This is a genomic window from Bradyrhizobium oligotrophicum, from assembly GCF_051168495.1.
GTDB lineage: Bacteria > Pseudomonadota > Alphaproteobacteria > Rhizobiales > Xanthobacteraceae > Bradyrhizobium > Bradyrhizobium oligotrophicum_A.
Genome location: NZ_JBNPVB010000006.1, coordinates 140,292 through 157,765 on the forward strand (window position 1 = coordinate 140,292; position 17,474 = coordinate 157,765).

Consider the following 17,474-nt stretch of genomic DNA (forward strand, 5'->3'; position numbering starts at 1 on the left):
TACCGGCATCTTCATATGCAGACAGTTCTGCCTACAGATCGGGGATGCGGTGAAGATCGTGCGATAATGCTAGGAGCGACGCTCAGCTCCCGCTGAACGAATTGTACCCCTGGTCTTCCCAATAGCCGCCCTTGTAGTCGTTGGTGACTTCCATCGCGACGACGTATTTGGGGTTCTTGAAGCCGAGCTTGGTGGGGACGCGGATCTTCATCGGGAAGCCGTAGGCGCGCGGCAGAATCTGGTCGGCGAACTTGAACGTCATCTGGGTCTGCGGATGCAGCGCGGTGCGCATGTCCAGCGGCGAATTATAGCCCTGCGAGTCCGCGCAGTTGAACCAGACATATTTGGCGCGGGTGTCGGCGCCGATCAGCTTGAGGAAATCGCGCAACGGCGTGCCGGTCCAGGAGCCGATCGCGCTCCAGCCCTCGACGCAGATGTGGCGCGTCACCTGCGTGACCTGCGGCAGCGCATGCAACTCATCCAGCGTCCATGATTTCTTGTTGTCGACGAGGCCGCGGACCTCGAGCTTCCAGTCGGCGGCATCGATCTCCGGCGCCTCGTCCAGCGTGTAGTAGGCGTTGAACGGGAACGGTTTTGTGATCGCGCTCTCCGGGAAGGTCGGCGCCAGCGCGTCGGGATTGAAGATCCAGGACTGCACGGCGTCGTTGAACTTGGAGACCTTCTTCAACAGCTCCTCCGCCGTGTCGCCGTCGACGACGTCGCAGCCGGTCAGCAGCGTGAGTGCGCCGAGACTGGCGCCGCCGGTGATGAAGCGGCGCCGCGTGAGATCGGGCATCGCCTTGAGCGAATCCTTGATGAGGAGCCGCTTGTCGACGCCGGGAATGAGGAAAGGACGCTTGGCCATGTTTCTCTCTCCTCTCAGCGGCCCGTGATCATCGCGCGCAGGCTCTTCGGCACCAGCAGCGCGAGCACGATGTGGATCACCAGGAAAGCGCAGATCAGCGCCATGCAGACGAAATGGACGTAGCGCGCCGCCGGATAGTCGCCGAACAGCATCACAAGCCAGTGCAGCTGGACCGGTTTCCACATCGACAGGCCGGTGAGAACGATCACGATGCCGACCAGGATGATGCCGAGATAGAGCAGCTTCTGCACCGCGTTGTAGGCGGTGAGATCGTCATGCGCGAGCTTGAAGGTCAGCGCGGCCTTGAGATCGGCGACGACGGACGCCGGCGAAATCGGCAGCAGTTTTCTGCGGAACCGGCCGGTGACGAGGCCCGTCACGAGATAGGCGAGGCCGTTCAGCATCAAGAGCCACATCGCGGCGAAGTGCCACAGCAGCGCGCCGCCGAGCCAGCCGCCCAGCGTGATGCTCTTGTCGAAGCGGAAGTCGAACAGCGGCGAGGCGTTGTAGATCTGCCAGCCCGACATGATCATCATGATCATCGCGACCGCGTTGATCCAATGCATGACACGGACCCAGGCCGGCTGGATCACCTTGGTTCCTTGGGCGCTGATCGTCGTATCGGCGGCGGCGATGCTGGACATGGCAGGCTCGGTGGTTCGTGGCGGTCGCGGGTTGCAAGCAGATATACGCGAAAGGCTGGCCTCTCGTTACGGGCTCAAACGGGCAAATCGATGCTTTCGCGGCCCGGGCTCTCACAAAAAAGCGAGCCGGGGGTGGCCCCGGCTCGCTCCTGGTCACATCCGCGAGGAGGAGGAAGAAACGGATGTGTCCGGTGTCTGCGGCTCCGATCAGGAGGCCGGCATCAGCACGGTGTCGACCACATGGATCACGCCGTTCGACTGGTTGACGTTGGGGACCGTCACCATCGACGTCCCACCCTTGGCGTCCATGATCATCACGCTCTTGCCGTCGCGCTTGACGGTGAGCTGCTCGCCCTCGACCGTCTTCAGCACCTGGCCGTCCTTCAGGTCGGCCGCCTCGAGCTTGCCCGGCACGACGTGATAGGTGAGGATCTTGGTCAGGGTCGCCTTGTTCTCCGGCTTGACGAGGGTATCGACGGTGCCGGCCGGCAGCTTGCCGAACGCGGTGTTGGTCGGCGCGAACACCGTGAACGGGCCCTTGCCCTCCAGCGTCTGCACGAGGCCGGCGGCCTTCACCGCGGCGACCAGCGTCGTATGATCCTTCGAATTGACCGCGTTCTGGATGATGTTCTTCGACGGATACATCGCCGCGCCGCCGACCATCACGGTCTTCTCTTCGGCGCGCGCGGGCGCAACGAAGGTCGAGGTCAGCGACAGCGCGCCGAAGGCGGCGGCAGCGAGATAGGCAATGCGCTTGGACATGGATGGCTCCCTAATGAAGGTGGCGGCATGGGCCGCGTGATCAGTTCGACTGCGACATCGATGCGATGCTGAACGTTCGTTCTTGCGTCGTGTCGGGCCAAGCTACGCCGCCTCGGGGAAGCGAGTTTCGCCTCATAATTTAACGTGATCCGTGAAACCAAGCGCCATCGAGATCGTCTCGCACCGACTCATTGGCCCAGATGTCGCGCGCGGCCTTGTCGCAGCCATGCGGAACTCATCGCATCATGTCGGTCATTGGCCGACACCGTTGTACCGCACCCATCGCCTTCCGCCATTAACTACAATGCGATGCGAGGTCGGCCAGACCTGCCGAAAATATTGCGAGTAACACTTTCTTAAGGTTGATTGGTCGGCGCGACACCGGTTGCAGGAAGGGGATGTCCTGCAATGTCCGGCGCGATCGGCGGGGGTCTCCTACAGTGAAAAGAACGATCTGGATTGCGGGGTTCTGCCTCGTGATAATCTGCTGCCTGCTTGCAACGAAGATGGTGCTGGCGGCGGTGTCGCCAACCGACATGGCGGGCGAGACGACATCGTCGCTGATCCGCGAACCCGTTCCCGGCATCGATACGTTGAGCGAGAGCGATCGAAGCTTCGAAGCTCAGCCGATCGAGCTCAACGAAGCCGCACGTCTGCCACTGGTCTCGAAGTCCGTGCGGATGGACGGGCGTGGCTCGCCGGTGACGCGTCGAACGAAGGTGCCCGCCAAGGCGGCCGTGCTGCGGCCGGGCAAGCGCAATCCGCAACCGGTGAAGACCACCGCCGTGCCGTGCCGCCAGCTCGATCCGATCGCGCGCTTCCTCGCACAGGCCAAGATCGGGCCGCGCTGCCAGGCTTGACGTTGAGTCGAACTAGGCCGAGACGGCCGTGACCACCTGGGCCAGCAATTGCTCACGACGTGTCTGCGAGCGCTGGCCCTTCATGGTGGCGGCGAAGCGCTCGAGAATGCCGTCCTCGAACGCGGTGACGATGGTGTCGTGCACGTAGCTCCGCCGGCAGATCGCCGGCGTGTTGGTGAGTTCGTCGGCGGCGGCACGGATCGCCTCGAGGATCTGCTTCTTGCGGCCGCGCGCGCTCGCCGCCGGCGTGATCCGCGACAACGTCTCCAAGGCCACCGCCGACGCCATCAGCGTGCGGAAATCCTTCAGCGAGATCTTGATGCCGGCGATCTCGCGCAGGAAGGCATTGACCTGGGTGGTCGAGACCGCGCGGACCACGCCCTGGGCATCGCGATACTGGAACATGCGCCGGCCGGGCACGCCGCGCAGAATGCCGGCGGCGCGCACCAGCTTGGCGGCGTCGCACTCCTTGCGCACGGCCTTGCCGCCCTTGGCCTTGAAGGTCAGCACCAGGCAGTCGTCTTCGAGCATGACGTTCGACTTCAACAGCGTGGTGGCGCCGCGGGTGCCGTTGAGCCGCGCATAGGATTCATTGCCGGGACGGATCGCGGTGCGCGCGATCAGCTCGATCACGGCCGACAGTGCGAACTCGCGCGTCGGCTCGTCACCGGCGAGATGCTTGGAGACGGCACGGCGGATGCGCGGCAGCGCGCCGACCAGCCGGGCAAGGCGATGCGCCTTGGTGTGCTCGCGCACCTTTTCCCAATCGGCATGGTAGCGGTATTGCAGCCGGCCGGCGGCGTCGCGCCCCACCGCCTGCAAATGTGAGCTCGGATCGGCGGCGTAACGCACCTCGCGATAGGCCGGCGGCACCGCCATCGCGTGCAGGCGGCGGATGGTGCCGACGTGGCGGATCGTGGTGCCGTTGGCGCGGATGAAGGTATAGCTCTTGCCGCGCCTGATGCGGCGGATGGTCAGCTCGGTCTGGTCGCCGAGCTTGAGGCCGAGCCGCTTGGCCAGATCCGCTACCGAGCTCCTGGCGTTGCCCTGCGCATCGGCGGTCTTGGCGTGAGCGAGATCCTTCAAAGTGAGCTTGCGCCGGGGCGGCTTGGGCGGCCACTGGCCCAGCGCCTTCGCGAGCGCCACCTCTGGGGCGGCCGGGCCACCCCTGGGACTCTCGAAATTCTGCTGGTCCATCATTACGTTAGACGCCCTGCCGTCGTTCTCATCCGCTCAATGCCCCGGGCCCCGATTCGGTTCCGGTCGAGTTATCCACAGCTTGAGGGCGATTTAGGGCGTCATGGACCGGATAGCGAGTCCCTAAATTTGGGCAAAACGGTTTTAAGGTACCGTCCGACGCTCTGATTCGGGGTAACCTTGACGACCGGCTGACTTGCCGCGCATCGCGACGACAACCTCAGCGCACATTTCTTTGATCCTGCGCAGACCGCCTCCCCGCCGAAGGTTCTACTTGTCTTGCCTTGTCGCCGCCGGTTACGCGGACGCATAGTGGAAACAACGACGGCCTGGGACGGGGACCAACCGCGGGCCGCATGGTGGAGGGTGTGAGATGTCCGAGAAGATCTACGACGTTCCGGCCGAGTGGACGAAACGCGCCTTTGTCGACGACGCGAAATACCAGGAGATGTACGCGCGCTCGATCAAGGACCCCAACGGCTTCTGGGCCGAGCAGGCCAAGCGCGTCGACTGGATTCACGCGCCGACGAAAATCGAGAACGTCTCCTACGCCCCCGGCAACATCTCGATCAAATGGTTCGAGGACGGCGTCCTCAACGCCGCCTACAACTGCATCGACCGCCACCTCGCCAACCGCGGCGACCAGACCGCGATCATCTGGGAAGGCGACGATCCCTCGCAGTCCAAGCACATCACCTATCGCGAGCTGCATGACGAAGTGTGCCGGATGGCCAACATCCTGCGCAACCGCAACGTCAAGAAGGGCGACCGCGTCACCATCTATCTGCCGATGATCCCGGAGGCCGCCTATGCAATGCTGGCCTGCGCCCGCATCGGCGCCATCCACTCCGTGGTGTTCGCCGGCTTCTCGCCGGACAGCCTCGCCCAGCGCATCAAGGACTGCGACTCCAAGATCATCATCACCGCCGACGAGGGCCTGCGCGGCGGCCGCAAGGTGCCGCTCAAGGCCAATGTCGATGCGGCCCTGAACAAGGTCGACAATGTCGACTGGGTGGTCGTGGTCAAGCGCACCGGCGGCAAGGTCGAGATGAATCCGAGCCGCGACCTCTGGTACCATGAGGCCGCCGAGATGGTGACGACCGAATGCCCGGTCGAGCCCATGAACGCAGAAGACCCGCTGTTCATTCTCTACACCTCGGGCTCGACCGGCCAGCCCAAGGGCGTGCTGCACACCACCGGCGGCTATCTCGTCTACGCCGCGATGACGCACCAATACGTGTTCGACTATCACGAGGGCGACGTCTACTGGTGCACCGCCGACGTCGGCTGGGTCACCGGCCACAGCTACATCCTGTACGGGCCACTGGCCAACGGCGCCGTGACGCTGATGTTCGAAGGCGTGCCGAACTATCCGGACAATTCGCGGTTCTGGAACGTCATCGACAAGCACAAGGTCAACATCTTCTACACCGCGCCGACTGCGATCCGCGCCCTCATGCAGGGCGGCGATGGGCCGGTGACGAAGACCTCGCGCGCGTCTCTGCGCCTGCTCGGCTCGGTCGGCGAGCCGATCAATCCGGAAGCCTGGGAGTGGTATCACCGCGTCGTCGGCGAGGGCCGCTGCCCGATCGTCGACACCTGGTGGCAGACCGAGACCGGCGGCATCCTGATCACGCCGCTGCCCGGCGCGACCAAGCTCAAGCCGGGCTCGGCGACGCGGCCGTTCTTCGGCGTGGTGCCGGAGATCGTCGACGCCGACGGCAAGACGCTGGAGGGGGCGACCGAGGGCAATCTCTGCCTCACCCGCTCCTGGCCGGGCCAGATGCGCACGGTCTATGGCGACCATGCGCGGTTCGAGATGACCTACTTCTCGACCTACAAGGGCAAGTACTTCACCGGCGACGGCTGCCGCCGCGACGCCGACGGCTACTACTGGATCACCGGCCGCGTCGACGACGTCATCAACGTCTCCGGCCACCGCATGGGCACCGCCGAGGTCGAGAGCGCGCTGGTCGCCCACGCCAAGGTCTCGGAAGCCGCCGTGGTCGGCTATCCCCACGACATCAAGGGCCAGGGCATCTATGCCTATGTCACCCTGATGGCCGGCGAGCAGCCGAGCGAGGAGCTGCGCAAGGAGCTGGTCGCCTGGGTGCGCAAGGAGATCGGCCCGATCGCCTCGCCCGACCAGATCCAGTTCTCGCAGGGCCTGCCCAAGACCCGCTCCGGCAAGATCATGCGCCGCATCCTGCGCAAGATCGCCGAGGACGAACCGGGCGCGCTTGGCGACACCTCGACACTCGCCGATCCCGGCGTCGTCGACGACCTCGTGCAGCACCGGCAGAACCGCAAGCAGGCCTAGACGAGCAGGCCCGGCGCACGGGCCAAGTTCGGCGCCTCGTCCAGCATCGCCCCACTCCCGCGGTTGATTCCGCGGGAGTGTTGTTTTTCAGTCATTTACTTGCGGCCGAAGTTTTCCTTTCCTCGAGCCATCCGTGTAGTCCGACGGGAGCAGACGGCGGAGCTGCGGCTGGAGGGAATGGCGATGCGGACTGGGGCGAACAGGCTGGCCGCTGCGAAGGCGGCGATCGTGGCGGCGGCAGCGATCTGCGCCATGGTGGCGACGACCGAAACCGCGTCGGCCCGTCCCGAACTGGTCGGCATCGCCGGCGACTATTCGCCGGGGACGATCGTGGTGAGGACCGGCGAGCGAAAGCTGTACCTCGTGCTCGATGGCAGCCACGCCATGCGCTACACGGTCGGCGTCGGCAAGGCCGGGCGGCAATGGGCCGGCACCACCAAGATCGACGGCAAGTACAAATACCCGGCCTGGGCGCCGCCGGCCGACGTCAAGCGCGACAAGCCCAACATTCCCGACGTCATTCCCGGCGGCTCGCCACAGAATCCGATGGGCGTCGCCGCGATGACGCTCGCCGGCGGTGAATATGCGATCCATGGCACCAACGTGCCGAACTCGGTCGGCGGCTACGTCTCGTATGGCTGCATCCGCATGCTCAACACCGACATCACCGACCTCTACGAACGCGTCTCGATCGGCACCACGGTGGTGGTGACGCGCTGAGGCGCCGGCGCTCTCCCTGCGCGAGCAGAACGAATTTCCTCGCAAACGATATGTTCTTGGAACGTTTTACCTGTAGTTGTACGGCGCGCGCTATTCATATCTTGTTTAGCTTGGTTGCGCCTACTACCCCCCGACAACTTTGGGGGTTGGCGGATGTTTGGTTTCAGCTTCAGGATAGGCACCAAGCTCGGACTGACGGCCGGCCTCGGCGTGGTTCTGGTGGGCGGCATGCTGGCCAACCAGATCATCGGCAACCAGTCGATCGCCGACTCGAGCAAGCTGGTCGTCGTCAACACGTCCAACAGGGCCAATGCGCAAGCCGCCGAAGCGGCGATGTTGCGGGCACAGATCGCCGCGCTGCAGATGGCGAACGCTTCTTCGCCGGAGCAGCTGCAGGCCATCCTGCAGTCACTGCAGGCGGAGCTCGCGGTAGCGGCCAAGGAAGCCGACGCCGCGTTCAATCGCGCGACTCGCCCCGTGGGCAAGCAGCTGTACGGCGGAATTCGATCGGCCGTCGACAAGGCCGCGGCCGCCGCCTCCGAGCACGCCAAGGCGCGCGCCGAGGTGCTCGCCAAGATCGACATCCGCGGTCAGGCCACGGCGGCGTGGCAGGGCCGCTTTGCGAAGCTCCTGGCCCTGCCCAGTCTGACGGCGTCGCCCGATCATTTCAGCATCGAGGCCGAGCTGCGCGCGGCCGATGCGGCGCTGGCGTCGGTCCGTGCGGCGAGCTGGCAATTTGCCAGCACCGGCGAAGCGACGCAGCGCGAGAGCGTGACCAGCGGCGTCGACATGCTGGTCAAGTCCTTGCAGCACGCCCGCGATGTTGCCACCGACAAGGACGTGCAGGCCGGCGTCAAGGAGCTGCTCGACATCGCGACGTCGTTCAAGACGGCCGCCCTCGACTATTTGCAGGCTGACGAAGCCAGCAAGCGGGTGTTCAAGGACAATGTCGGAGCCGCCGCCAACGACATTGCAAAGCGCCTCGGCGAAGCCGTCGCCATGGGCTCCGAGATGACGGCGCTACGGCAAGGCCAGCTGATGGCCGAGCTCGAGCGCGTCGGCACCGTGGCCCTCGCCGTCGGTGCGCTGGTGGTGCTCGTCCTGATCGGCTCGGCCGCGTTCTCGTCACTGACGATTGCCCGTCCGATCCGGCGCGTCGGCGAAGTCCTGCTCGAGCTCGCCGGCGGCAACAAGTCGGTCGACATCCCCTATACCGAGCGCGGCGACGAAGTCGGCGACAATGCGCGCGCCGCCCGCACCTTCAAGGACAATCTGATCCGCATCGAGCAGATGGAGTTCGAGCAGAAGAACCAGGAGAAGATCGCCGCACAGCAGCGCAAGACCGAGATGATGAAGCTTGCGGACGCGTTCCAGACGGCTGTCGGCGGCATCGTCACCACCGTATCCACCGCGGCCCATCAGCTCGAGGGCGCCGCCGGCACGTTGTCGGGCACCGCCAACCAGACGCAATCCTTGTCGGGCATGGTGGCCGCTGCATCCGAGGAGGCGTCGACCAATGTCGGCGCCGTGGCGTCCGCGACGGAGGAAATGAGCGCATCCGTCACCGAAATCAGCCGCCAGGTCCACGATTCTAGCCGCATTGCCGACGAAGCCGTCAAGCAGGCGGAACGCACCGACGCGCGCATCAACGAGCTGCAGGCCGCCGCGGGCCGGATCGGCGACGTCGTCAAGCTGATTACGGCGATCGCCGAACAGACCAACCTCCTGGCGCTGAACGCCACCATCGAGGCCGCCCGCGCCGGTGAATCGGGACGCGGCTTCGCGGTGGTCGCGAGCGAGGTCAAGGCGCTGGCGGCCCAGACCGCCAAGGCCACCGAAGACATCGGCACGCAGATCGCCGGCATGCAGGCGGCGACAGAGGAATCCGTCGCCGCCATCAAGGAAATCGGCGCCACCATTACCCGGATTTCCGACATCGCCGCAACCATCGCCGCCACCGTCGAACAGCAGGGCGCGGCGACGCGCGAGATCGCACGCAATGTCGGCGAGGCCGCCAAGGGGACGGCCGAGGTCGCGCAGCGGATCACGGAGGTCAACCGCGGCGCCAGCGCAACCGGCACGGCATCGGGCCAGGTGCTGGATTCCGCACGGTCGCTGACGTCGCAGAGCAGCAATCTGAAGGTGGAAGTGGAGCGATTTCTCCACACCGTGCGAGCGGCCTGATCAACGAGCCCGCGGCCGAAGAACGGCCGCGAGCATCACGACGACTTCGAATTCTAGTTCAAATCGTTTTCTAAAAATAAAAAAATGACCGGAGAGCGCCATGACACTGCCGACCACGCTGGACGCGACGGATCGTCTTGCCGACCTCGTTCGCCGCAACGATCCAACGCTCGATGAAGTCCCGATGCCGCCCGACGGCAAGTTTCAGACCCGGGCCACGACCTTGGATGCTCTGACGCGGGAGACGGCCGACGTGCTCGCCCACGGCTTCCGCAACCGAGCAGACGCGGACTTCCCGACCCTCTATTGCGGCTGGGGTCGCTGTCGGGTCGGATCGACGCCGCTCAACAATCTGTTCGGTCTCGCCGGCATTCCCTCCTACTACCAGCCGCTCAAGAACATGCTCCGCCATCTCCTGGTGGATCATCCCGCCGCCCCCTGGGAGCTGCCGCTGGCCGAGCATCAGCCGCAGATCTTCAGCAAGGAGACCTCCGGTCCCTACGTGCTGGCGGAAGCGCTGTTCCTGCCGGTCGAGGTGCTGGTGATGGCAGGGTATCCGATCGACCGGCTGCACCTCATCGTGCTCGATCGCGATCCCGCCAGCTCGCTGGCATCATGGCTGGACAAATGGTCGGAGCGGGTCGCACCGGACAGGCTGGTGCAGAACTACGTCCTCGCGAGCCTGAACAAGCTGCGGGTCGAGCATTTCGCCGCGCGGCACGGCATTCCGGTCACCCATTTCGTCTACGAGGCCAGCAAGGAGGCGGCCGGCACCGTCCGCAGCCTGTTCGACCGCCTCGGCCTGTCGAGCCGCTTTGCGGAGAGCGCCGTGACGGCGTGGAACGAGCGCGGACTGATCGAGTCCGAAAGCTCCGGAGTCACCTTTCCGAGCGAGCCTTCCGTCTACCAGTTGCCCGGTCTTCACGGCGCCGACACCGCCTACAAATATCGCGCGCGCCACACCGCCGCGCTGACCGACGCGCAGCTGAACGTGCTGGAGCGCTATGGGCTCACCGAGCTCTACCGCGCATCGGTCAGGGCTTGCGCCCGCGATCTGGCGCTGGATGAGGCGACGTCCAAGCGTGTGTTCGGCGCCAACATCGAGGTCGCGGCATGACGGACGTGGATCTTCCGACGCTGAGCGCGCCCTCGCTTGCGCCCGCAGCAGACGCCCACAGGCCACCGGCGCTCAGCCATCTGCGCCGGCTCGAAGCGGAGAGCATCGCCATCCTGCGCGAGGTCGCGGCCGAATTTCGCAAGCCGGTCATGCTGTATTCGATCGGCAAGGATTCCTCGGTGCTGCTGCACCTCGCCATGAAGGCGTTCCATCCGGCCAAGCCGCCGTTCCCGCTGCTGCATATCGACACCACCTGGAAGTTTCGCGACATGATCGCCTTCCGCGACCAGCGCGTGCGCGAGCTGGGGCTCGACCTCCTCGTGCACGTCAATCCGGAGGGGGTTTCCCAGGACATCAACCCGTTCAGCCACGGCTCGGCGCTCTACACCGACGTCATGAAGACGCAGGCGTTGCGACAGGCGCTCGACATGCACGGCTTCGACGCCGCCATCGGCGGCGCGCGCCGCGACGAGGAGAAATCGCGCGCCAAGGAACGCATCTTTTCCCATCGCAGCATCACCCACCGCTGGGATCCGAAGAACCAGCGGCCCGAGCTCTGGAATCTCTACAACACGCTGCTCGCGCCGGGCGAGAGCATGCGCGTCTTCCCGCTCTCGAACTGGACCGAACTCGATGTCTGGGAATACATTCACCTCGAACACATCCCGATCGTGCCGCTGTATTTCGCAAGCCTGCGGCCGGTGGTCGAGCGCGACGGCGCGCTCATCATGGTCGATGACGAGCGCATGCCGCTGCGGCCGGGCGAGGCGCCACAATGGCGATCGATCCGCTTCCGCACGCTCGGCTGCTACCCGCTGACCGGCGCGACGCCGTCGAGCGCGTCCGACCTCGCCGCGATCGTCCGCGAGATGGCGGCGTCCCGCACCTCGGAGCGACAGGGCCGCGTCATCGATCGCGACAACGCAGCCTCGATGGAGCGCAAGAAGGTGGAGGGCTATTTCTGATGTCCATTCACCACGCGATCATCGAACGGGCGCACGAGCAGGTCTGGACGCAAGCCCAGGACAAACCGACCTTGCGCCTCGTCACCTGCGGCAGCGTCGACGACGGCAAGAGCACGCTGGTCGGACGGCTGCTGTATGATTCGAAGATGCTGCTCGACGACCAGCTCGACGCGCTCACCTCGGACAGCAAGGGGGCCGGCACCGCCGGGCCGGCGCTCGATTTCGCGCTGCTGGTGGACGGCCTGCAGGCCGAGCGCGAGCAAGGCATCACGATCGACGTCGCCTACCGCTTCTTCGCCACAAGGCACCGCCGCTTCGTCGTCGCCGATACGCCCGGCCACGTCCAATACACCCGCAACATGGCGACCGGCGCGTCGCATGCCGATCTCGCCGTGGTGCTGATCGACGCCCGCAAGGGCGTCGTGAGCCAGACCCGCCGTCACAGCCATATCCTGGCGCTGCTCGGCGTGCGTCACGTCCTGGTGGCCGTCAACAAGATGGATCTCGTCGGCTTCGATGCCGACCGCTTCACCACCATCTCGGTCGCATTCAGAACCATGGCCGAGCAGCTCGGCATTGCCGACGTGCAATGCGTGCCCGTGGCGGCGCGCGACGGCGACAACGTCTTCCGCTCCAGCGCGCGCATGCCGTGGTACAGCGGACCGAGTGTGATGGAGCATCTCGAATCGGTCGACGTGTCCGACGGCATCGAGAGCCAGCCCTTCCGTTTCCCGGTGCAATGGGTCAACCGGCCGAATGCGGAGTTTCGCGGCTTCAGCGGCCGCGTGGTCAGCGGAAGGCTCAGTTGCGGCGACCCGGTGGTCGTGCATCCCTCGGGACGCCGGAGCCATGTCTCCGGCATCGTCACCGCCGACGGGCGTCTGCAGCAGGCCATTGCCGGACAGTCGGTGACGCTGCTGCTCGCCGATGAGGTCGATGCCAGCCGCGGCGACGTGCTCACGTCCGGCACGCCGCCGATGGTGGCCGACCATATCGCGGCTCACGTGATCTGGTTCGACGACGAGGCGATGCGGCCCGGCCGCCGCTATCTGCTCAAATCAGGAACGTCGACGATCGGCGCCGTGGTCGCGGCCATGACGCATCGCGTCTGCATCGACACCATGGCGCAGGAGACGGCGTCCACGCTGGAAGCCAACGAGATCGGCTGTGTCGACATCGTTCTCGACCGGCCGCTGGTCTGCGATGCCTATCGCGACAACCGCGATCTCGGCAGCTTCATCCTGATCGATCCGTTCAGCCGGCAGACGGTGGCCGCCGGCCTGATCGATGCGCCGCTGCGCCGGCCCGCCAACATCAGCTGGCATCCGCTCACGATCGACAAATCGGTGCGCGCGCGGCTGAAACAGCAGAAGCCCTGCGTGCTCTGGCTCACCGGGCTGAGCGGCGCCGGCAAGTCGACGATCGCCAATTTGGTCGACCGGCGGCTGTGCGAGCTCGGCCGTCACACCGCGCTGCTCGACGGCGACAATCTCCGCCACGGCATCAACCGCGACCTGGGCTTCAGTTCGGAGGCGCGGGTGGAGAACATCCGCCGGGTGACCGAGATTGCCGCGCTGTTCGTCGACGCCGGCCTGATCACGCTGGTGTCCCTGATCTCGCCGTTTCGTGCCGACCGCGATATGGCGCGCCGCCGCTTTGCCAGCGGCGAGTTCATCGAGATCCATGTCGCGACACCGCTGGCGGCGTGCGAGGCGCGGGATCCCAAGGGGCTGTACAAGCGGGCGCGCGCCGGCGAGCTGTCGAACTTCACGGGCGTCGACCAGCCCTATGAAGCGCCGGAAACGCCGGACATCACCATCGATGGCGCGGCCTTGTCGGCCGACGAGGCCGCCGAGCTGATCGTCCGCCATCTCCGCGACCATCATTACGTCTGACGGTCCGATAGAAGGAGCGGCTCCATGGCCTCAGAAATCGGAGGTGATGCCCTTGTTCTCCCAGTCGCCATAACGGGTGGGTTCCGGACCCGTCGGGCCGCGCAATTCCTTCGGCATCGGTCTCGCCTGGTCGGCCGCGAGACGGCGCCGCTCCTCGGCTTCGGCCAGCGCGCGTTGCGCGGCCGGAGTGAGTGGCCTGCGCGGCGGGTCGTTCACGGCGACCACCGGCGACGCAGGCTCGCTCTGGAGCTCATTCTCACGCTCACTCTTGGGCTCGTTGCTCATCTTACCATTCCACCGTTGAACCGGTTCGTTCCCGCCCTCATCAGATCGTGTGCGCACATACGAAGAAACAGGTCTAAAAAAAGCGGAGCCGATTCTTACATTTGGCATATTCCCGTGGCAGAGGACCCGCAAGCTGATGGCATGCACCCGATGGACGCGGAACTGCCTTTCTTCCTTTCGCGAGTAGTTTCCAGGCATGCCCCCGCCGCGTTTTGCGACCCCATCAGAAGTCCCGGGCCTGGCGGCGCGGCGAATCGCTGCCGACGTCGTCGACGGAGTGCTGCACAAGCATCGCACCCTCGACGACCAGCTCGATGGCCCCGGTGCGCATCCCGGACTGAAGCAGCTCGCCGACCGTGACCGTGCGCTGATGCGCCGGCTGGTCGCCACCACCTTGCGCCGTCTCGGCACCCTCGGCCATCTGCTGTCGCGGCTGCTCGATCGTGGCGTGCCGACCGACGCCCCGCGGGCGCAGAGCGCGCTTCTGATCGGCGCCGCCCAGATCCTGTGGATGGACGTGCCCGACCACGCCGCCGTCGACCTGTCGGTCCGGCTGGTGCAGGCCGACCGGCGCGCCGCCAAATATGCCGGGCTCGTCAATGCCGTGCTGCGCCGCTGCGCGCGCGAGGGAACCGGCCTGCTCGACGATGCCAAGGGCCAGCCGCTCGACATCGCGCCCTGGCTGCTCAAGCGCTGGGTCGCGCATTATGGCGAGACGACCGCGATGGAGATTGCCGCGGCGCTTGGTCAGGAGCCGTCGCTCGATCTCACCGTCAAGTCCGACCCGACACAATGGGCATCGCGGCTGCACGGTGAGGTGTTGCCGACCGGCACCGTGCGGACCCTGCTGCACGGCTCGGTGACGGTGCTGCCCGGCTTCGTCGAGGGCCAATGGTGGGTGCAGGACGCCGCCGCGGCGCTGCCCGCCCGCCTGCTCGGAGACGTCACGGATAAGGCCATCGCCGATCTCTGCGCCGCGCCCGGCGGCAAGACCGCCCAGCTCGCCCATGGCGGCGCCCGCGTCACCGCCGTCGACCGGTCGCCGGCCCGGATGAGCCGTCTGCGGGACAACATGACCCGTCTGCAGCTCACGGCCGAGACCGTCGTGGCCGACGCCGCCGAATGGCAGCCCGCCGAGAGCGGCGGCTTCGACGGCATCCTGCTCGATGCGCCCTGCAGCTCGACCGGCACCATCCGCCGCCATCCCGACGTCGGCTGGCTGCGCAGCGAGGCCGATATCACCGCGCTGTCGGGCCAGCAGGCCCGGCTGCTGACGCGAGCGGCCGGCCTGCTCAAGCCGGGCGGCACCCTGGTCTACTGCACCTGCTCGCTCGAGCCCGAAGAGGGCGAGCACGTGGTCGACCACGTTCTGGCCGCAAGCACCGAACTCCGCCGCGTCCCGGTCACCCCCGACGAGGTGGCGGGGCTGACCGAGCTGGTGACGCCGGCCGGGGACCTGCGCACCCTGCCCTGCCACCTGCCGCACGGGGATCCGCGACTCGGCGGCCTCGACGGTTTTTACGCCGCGAGGCTGGAGCGCCGGCCATGAGCGTGGCATCGTGCGCACGATGTGCGGCGACGCGGTGGCGGTAGCCGGTTGAAGGCGTCGGCGTATATTGTCGTTAAATCCTGATTTTGCACCAGATTCCGGTCCTGCGATGGTGCTGCATCGGGGCTAAAAATGGTGTATCGGCGGCGTTTGCGATCTATGAAGGGTCCGCAACCGAATCCCCCCTCTCGACCTAAGGCATGGCGTGTCCGCCGCTCAACGCAGACGCATATCGACGCTGGTTTTGGGCCGCTTTGCGCGCAGCCTGATGTCCAATGTCAGCGGCGTATCGGTATCCGTATCCGGATTGTGGCCGGGGCGGGCCGATCGGCTGATCATTGCGCCGCATGATCTGCGCACCTCGGACGCCACCCGGGCGGCCGAGATCTATGCCGGCCGCTTCGTCTTCGCCGGCAAGATCGTCACCTGCCACGGCCGCTCCATCTTCGACCTCGAGCCGCCGTCGGAGGATTGGGAGGTCGCCCTGCTCGGTTTCGGCTGGCTGCGGCATCTCCGCGCAGCCGACACCGCGCTGACCCGCGCCAATGCCCGCGCCCTGGTCGACGACTGGATCACCAACCAGATCGGCCGCCACCCGCTGAGCCGCCGCGCCGACGTGCTGGCGCGCCGGGTGATCTCGCTCTTGTCGCAGGCGCCGCTGGTGCTGGCCGATTCCGACGGCAAGTTCTACCGCCGCTACCTGCGCGGCCTGACCCGCGAGATCCGCTATCTGCGCTATTCGACCATCGACATTCCCGATGGCGCGCCGCGGCTGCAGGTGCTGATCGCGCTGTGCTACGCGGCGCTGTGCCTCGCCAACCAGGCCAAGCACATCCGCAGCGCCAGCCGGAAGCTGTCGGACGAATTGCAGCGCCAGATCCTGCCCGACGGCGGCCACGTCTCGCGCAATCCGGGCACGCTGATCGAGCTCCTGATCGACCTGCTGCCGCTGCGCCAGACCTTCGCCGCGCGCAACATCGCGCCGCCGCCGGCACTGCTCAACGCCATCGACCGCATGATGCCGATGCTGCGCTTCTTCCGGCACGGCGACGGCAACATGGCGCTGTTCAACGGCATGGGCGGCACGCCGTCGGACCTGCTGGCGACCCTGCTCGCCTATGACGACACGCATGGCACGCCGATGGCGAGCATGCCGCATTCCGGCTTCCAGCGGCTCGACGCCGGCCAGATGACGGTCATCGTCGACACCGGCGCGCCGCCGCCGCCGCATCTCAGCCACGAGGCGCATGCCGGCTGCCTCGCCTTCGAGCTGTCGTCGGGGACCAGCCGCATCGTGATCAATTGCGGCATGCCGTCGACCGGCCGCGACAACTGGCGCACCTTCGCGCGCTCGACCGTGGCGCATTCGACGCTGACCTATCACAACACCTCGTCCTGCACCTTCGTCGAGATGTCGGCGATGAAGCGCCTGCTGCACGGCGCGCCGATCGTGTCCGGCCCGACCCGGGTCGAGAATTTCCGCGAGATCGTGCCCGACGGCACCGTGCTGTCGACCTCGCACAACGGCTACGCGGCGAAGTTCGGCCTGATCCATCGCCGGGTGCTGGTCGTGGCCGAGGACGGTTCGCGGCTCGACGGCGAGGACACGGTGACGCCGGCGCAGGGCGCACGGCTGCGCGGCGGCGGCTCGGACTACACGCTGCGCTTCCATTTGCATCCGGCGGTTAAGGCCAGCCGGCTCAGCGACGGCCGCGGCGCCATGCTGGTGCTGCCCAATCGCGAGGTCTGGACGTTCGAGACGTTCGAGGACAATGTCGACCTCGAGGACAGCGTGTTCCTCGCCGGCAATGACGGCCCGCGCCGCACGACTCAGCTCGTGATCCGCCAGGATGCCCAGCAGGCGCCGTCGATCCGCTGGAGCTTCGTGCGCTCCTCGGCCTCACCGGCCGAGACCAATGCGCGCCGCAACGCGCGGAGAGAGCCGGAACTGCCGCTGTGATCAGCAGGGTGTGAGGAACTGCCCGTTGTCGCGCGGATGGAAAGCTGGTAAGAGCCGGCTCTCGCGCGACTGGCGACTTTGGATGGAGCACCATCGGGGAGCGCGGGATCGATCGCCGTGCGCCTGGGCAATTTGAACTCCTGCACAAGGA

The 17,474-nt window shown here is 66.2% G+C and carries 14 protein-coding genes and 1 riboswitch; of the genes, 9 read left to right on the forward strand and 5 right to left on the reverse strand.

The genetic code is table 11. The features are described 5' to 3' along the window. Positions 1–82 precede the first annotated feature (82 nt). The 3 genes from ACQR1B_RS14210 to ACQR1B_RS14220 all read right to left on the reverse strand — a co-directional run bounded on the left by ACQR1B_RS14210 (position 83) and on the right by ACQR1B_RS14220 (position 2,271). The gene (locus ACQR1B_RS14210) at positions 83–865 is read right to left on the reverse strand and encodes a molybdopterin-binding protein (protein ID WP_434833023.1); all 783 of its coding nucleotides are present in this window, start codon (positions 863–865) and stop codon (positions 83–85) included. 14 nt (positions 866–879) lie between these two features. Next, the gene (locus ACQR1B_RS14215) at positions 880–1,509 is read right to left on the reverse strand and encodes a cytochrome b/b6 domain-containing protein (RefSeq protein ID WP_434833024.1); all 630 of its coding nucleotides are present in this window, start codon (positions 1,507–1,509) and stop codon (positions 880–882) included. 207 nt (positions 1,510–1,716) lie between these two features. Further along, entirely contained in the window at positions 1,717–2,271 is a 555-nt protein-coding gene (locus tag ACQR1B_RS14220; RefSeq protein ID WP_434833025.1) for a fasciclin domain-containing protein, read from the reverse strand. A 476-nt stretch (positions 2,272–2,747) separates the two neighbouring features. Here ACQR1B_RS14220 and ACQR1B_RS14225 point away from each other — a divergent pair, with 476 nt between their 5' ends. Beyond that, entirely contained in the window at positions 2,748–3,131 is a 384-nt protein-coding gene (locus ACQR1B_RS14225; RefSeq protein ID WP_434833026.1) for a hypothetical protein, read from the forward strand. A gap of 12 nt (positions 3,132–3,143) precedes the next feature. Here ACQR1B_RS14225 and ACQR1B_RS14230 read toward each other — a convergent pair whose 3' ends face one another. Then, the gene (locus tag ACQR1B_RS14230; RefSeq protein WP_434833027.1) at positions 3,144–4,331 is read right to left on the reverse strand and encodes a DNA topoisomerase IB; all 1,188 of its coding nucleotides are present in this window, start codon (positions 4,329–4,331) and stop codon (positions 3,144–3,146) included. A 370-nt stretch (positions 4,332–4,701) separates the two neighbouring features. Here ACQR1B_RS14230 and acs point away from each other — a divergent pair, with 370 nt between their 5' ends. The 6 genes from acs (at position 4,702) to cysN (ending at position 13,529) form a co-directional block, all read left to right on the forward strand. After that, complete coding sequence (gene acs / locus ACQR1B_RS14235) at positions 4,702–6,648, forward strand: acetate--CoA ligase (RefSeq protein WP_434833028.1); 1,947 nt, start codon at positions 4,702–4,704, stop codon at positions 6,646–6,648. Positions 6,649–6,900: 252 nt separating this feature from the next. Continuing rightward, the gene (locus tag ACQR1B_RS14240) at positions 6,901–7,368 is read left to right on the forward strand and encodes a L,D-transpeptidase (RefSeq protein WP_434833135.1); all 468 of its coding nucleotides are present in this window, start codon (positions 6,901–6,903) and stop codon (positions 7,366–7,368) included. 153 nt (positions 7,369–7,521) lie between these two features. Continuing rightward, positions 7,522–9,552 carry a methyl-accepting chemotaxis protein gene (locus tag ACQR1B_RS14245; protein WP_434833029.1) on the forward strand — a complete coding sequence of 677 codons (2,031 nt, stop codon included), beginning with the start codon at positions 7,522–7,524 and terminating at the stop codon, positions 9,550–9,552. Positions 9,553–9,652: 100 nt separating this feature from the next. Beyond that, positions 9,653–10,669, forward strand: a complete 1,017-nt coding sequence (locus ACQR1B_RS14250) for a sulfotransferase family protein (protein WP_434833030.1) — start codon at positions 9,653–9,655, stop codon at positions 10,667–10,669. Continuing rightward, positions 10,666–11,634, forward strand: coding sequence for a sulfate adenylyltransferase subunit CysD (gene cysD, locus ACQR1B_RS14255; RefSeq protein ID WP_434833031.1), 969 nt, complete (start codon positions 10,666–10,668; stop codon positions 11,632–11,634). Before ACQR1B_RS14250 ends, cysD begins: the two co-directional genes overlap by 4 nt. Beyond that, positions 11,634–13,529, forward strand: coding sequence for a sulfate adenylyltransferase subunit CysN (cysN, locus tag ACQR1B_RS14260; RefSeq protein ID WP_434833032.1), 1,896 nt, complete (start codon positions 11,634–11,636; stop codon positions 13,527–13,529). The genes cysD and cysN overlap by 1 nt, the downstream gene beginning before the upstream one ends. A 30-nt stretch (positions 13,530–13,559) precedes the next feature. Here cysN and ACQR1B_RS14265 read toward each other — a convergent pair whose 3' ends face one another. After that, on the reverse strand, positions 13,560–13,814 hold the full coding sequence (locus ACQR1B_RS14265) for a DUF1674 domain-containing protein (RefSeq protein ID WP_434833033.1): 255 nt from the start codon (positions 13,812–13,814) through the stop codon (positions 13,560–13,562). Between the two features lie 196 nt (positions 13,815–14,010). Between ACQR1B_RS14265 and ACQR1B_RS14270 the strand changes: the two genes are divergently transcribed. Both ACQR1B_RS14270 and ACQR1B_RS14275 read left to right on the forward strand, forming a co-directional pair. Then, a complete protein-coding gene (locus ACQR1B_RS14270; RefSeq protein WP_434833034.1) occupies positions 14,011–15,363 on the forward strand; it encodes an RsmB/NOP family class I SAM-dependent RNA methyltransferase in 1,353 nt (450 codons plus the stop codon). A gap of 268 nt (positions 15,364–15,631) precedes the next feature. Next, positions 15,632–17,323: a heparinase II/III family protein gene (locus ACQR1B_RS14275; RefSeq protein ID WP_434833035.1), complete on the forward strand. Its 1,692-nt coding sequence runs from the start codon at positions 15,632–15,634 to the stop codon at positions 17,321–17,323. A 55-nt stretch (positions 17,324–17,378) separates the two neighbouring features. Next, positions 17,379–17,459, forward strand: a riboswitch (ZMP/ZTP riboswitch). The last annotated feature ends 15 nt before the right edge of the window (positions 17,460–17,474 follow it).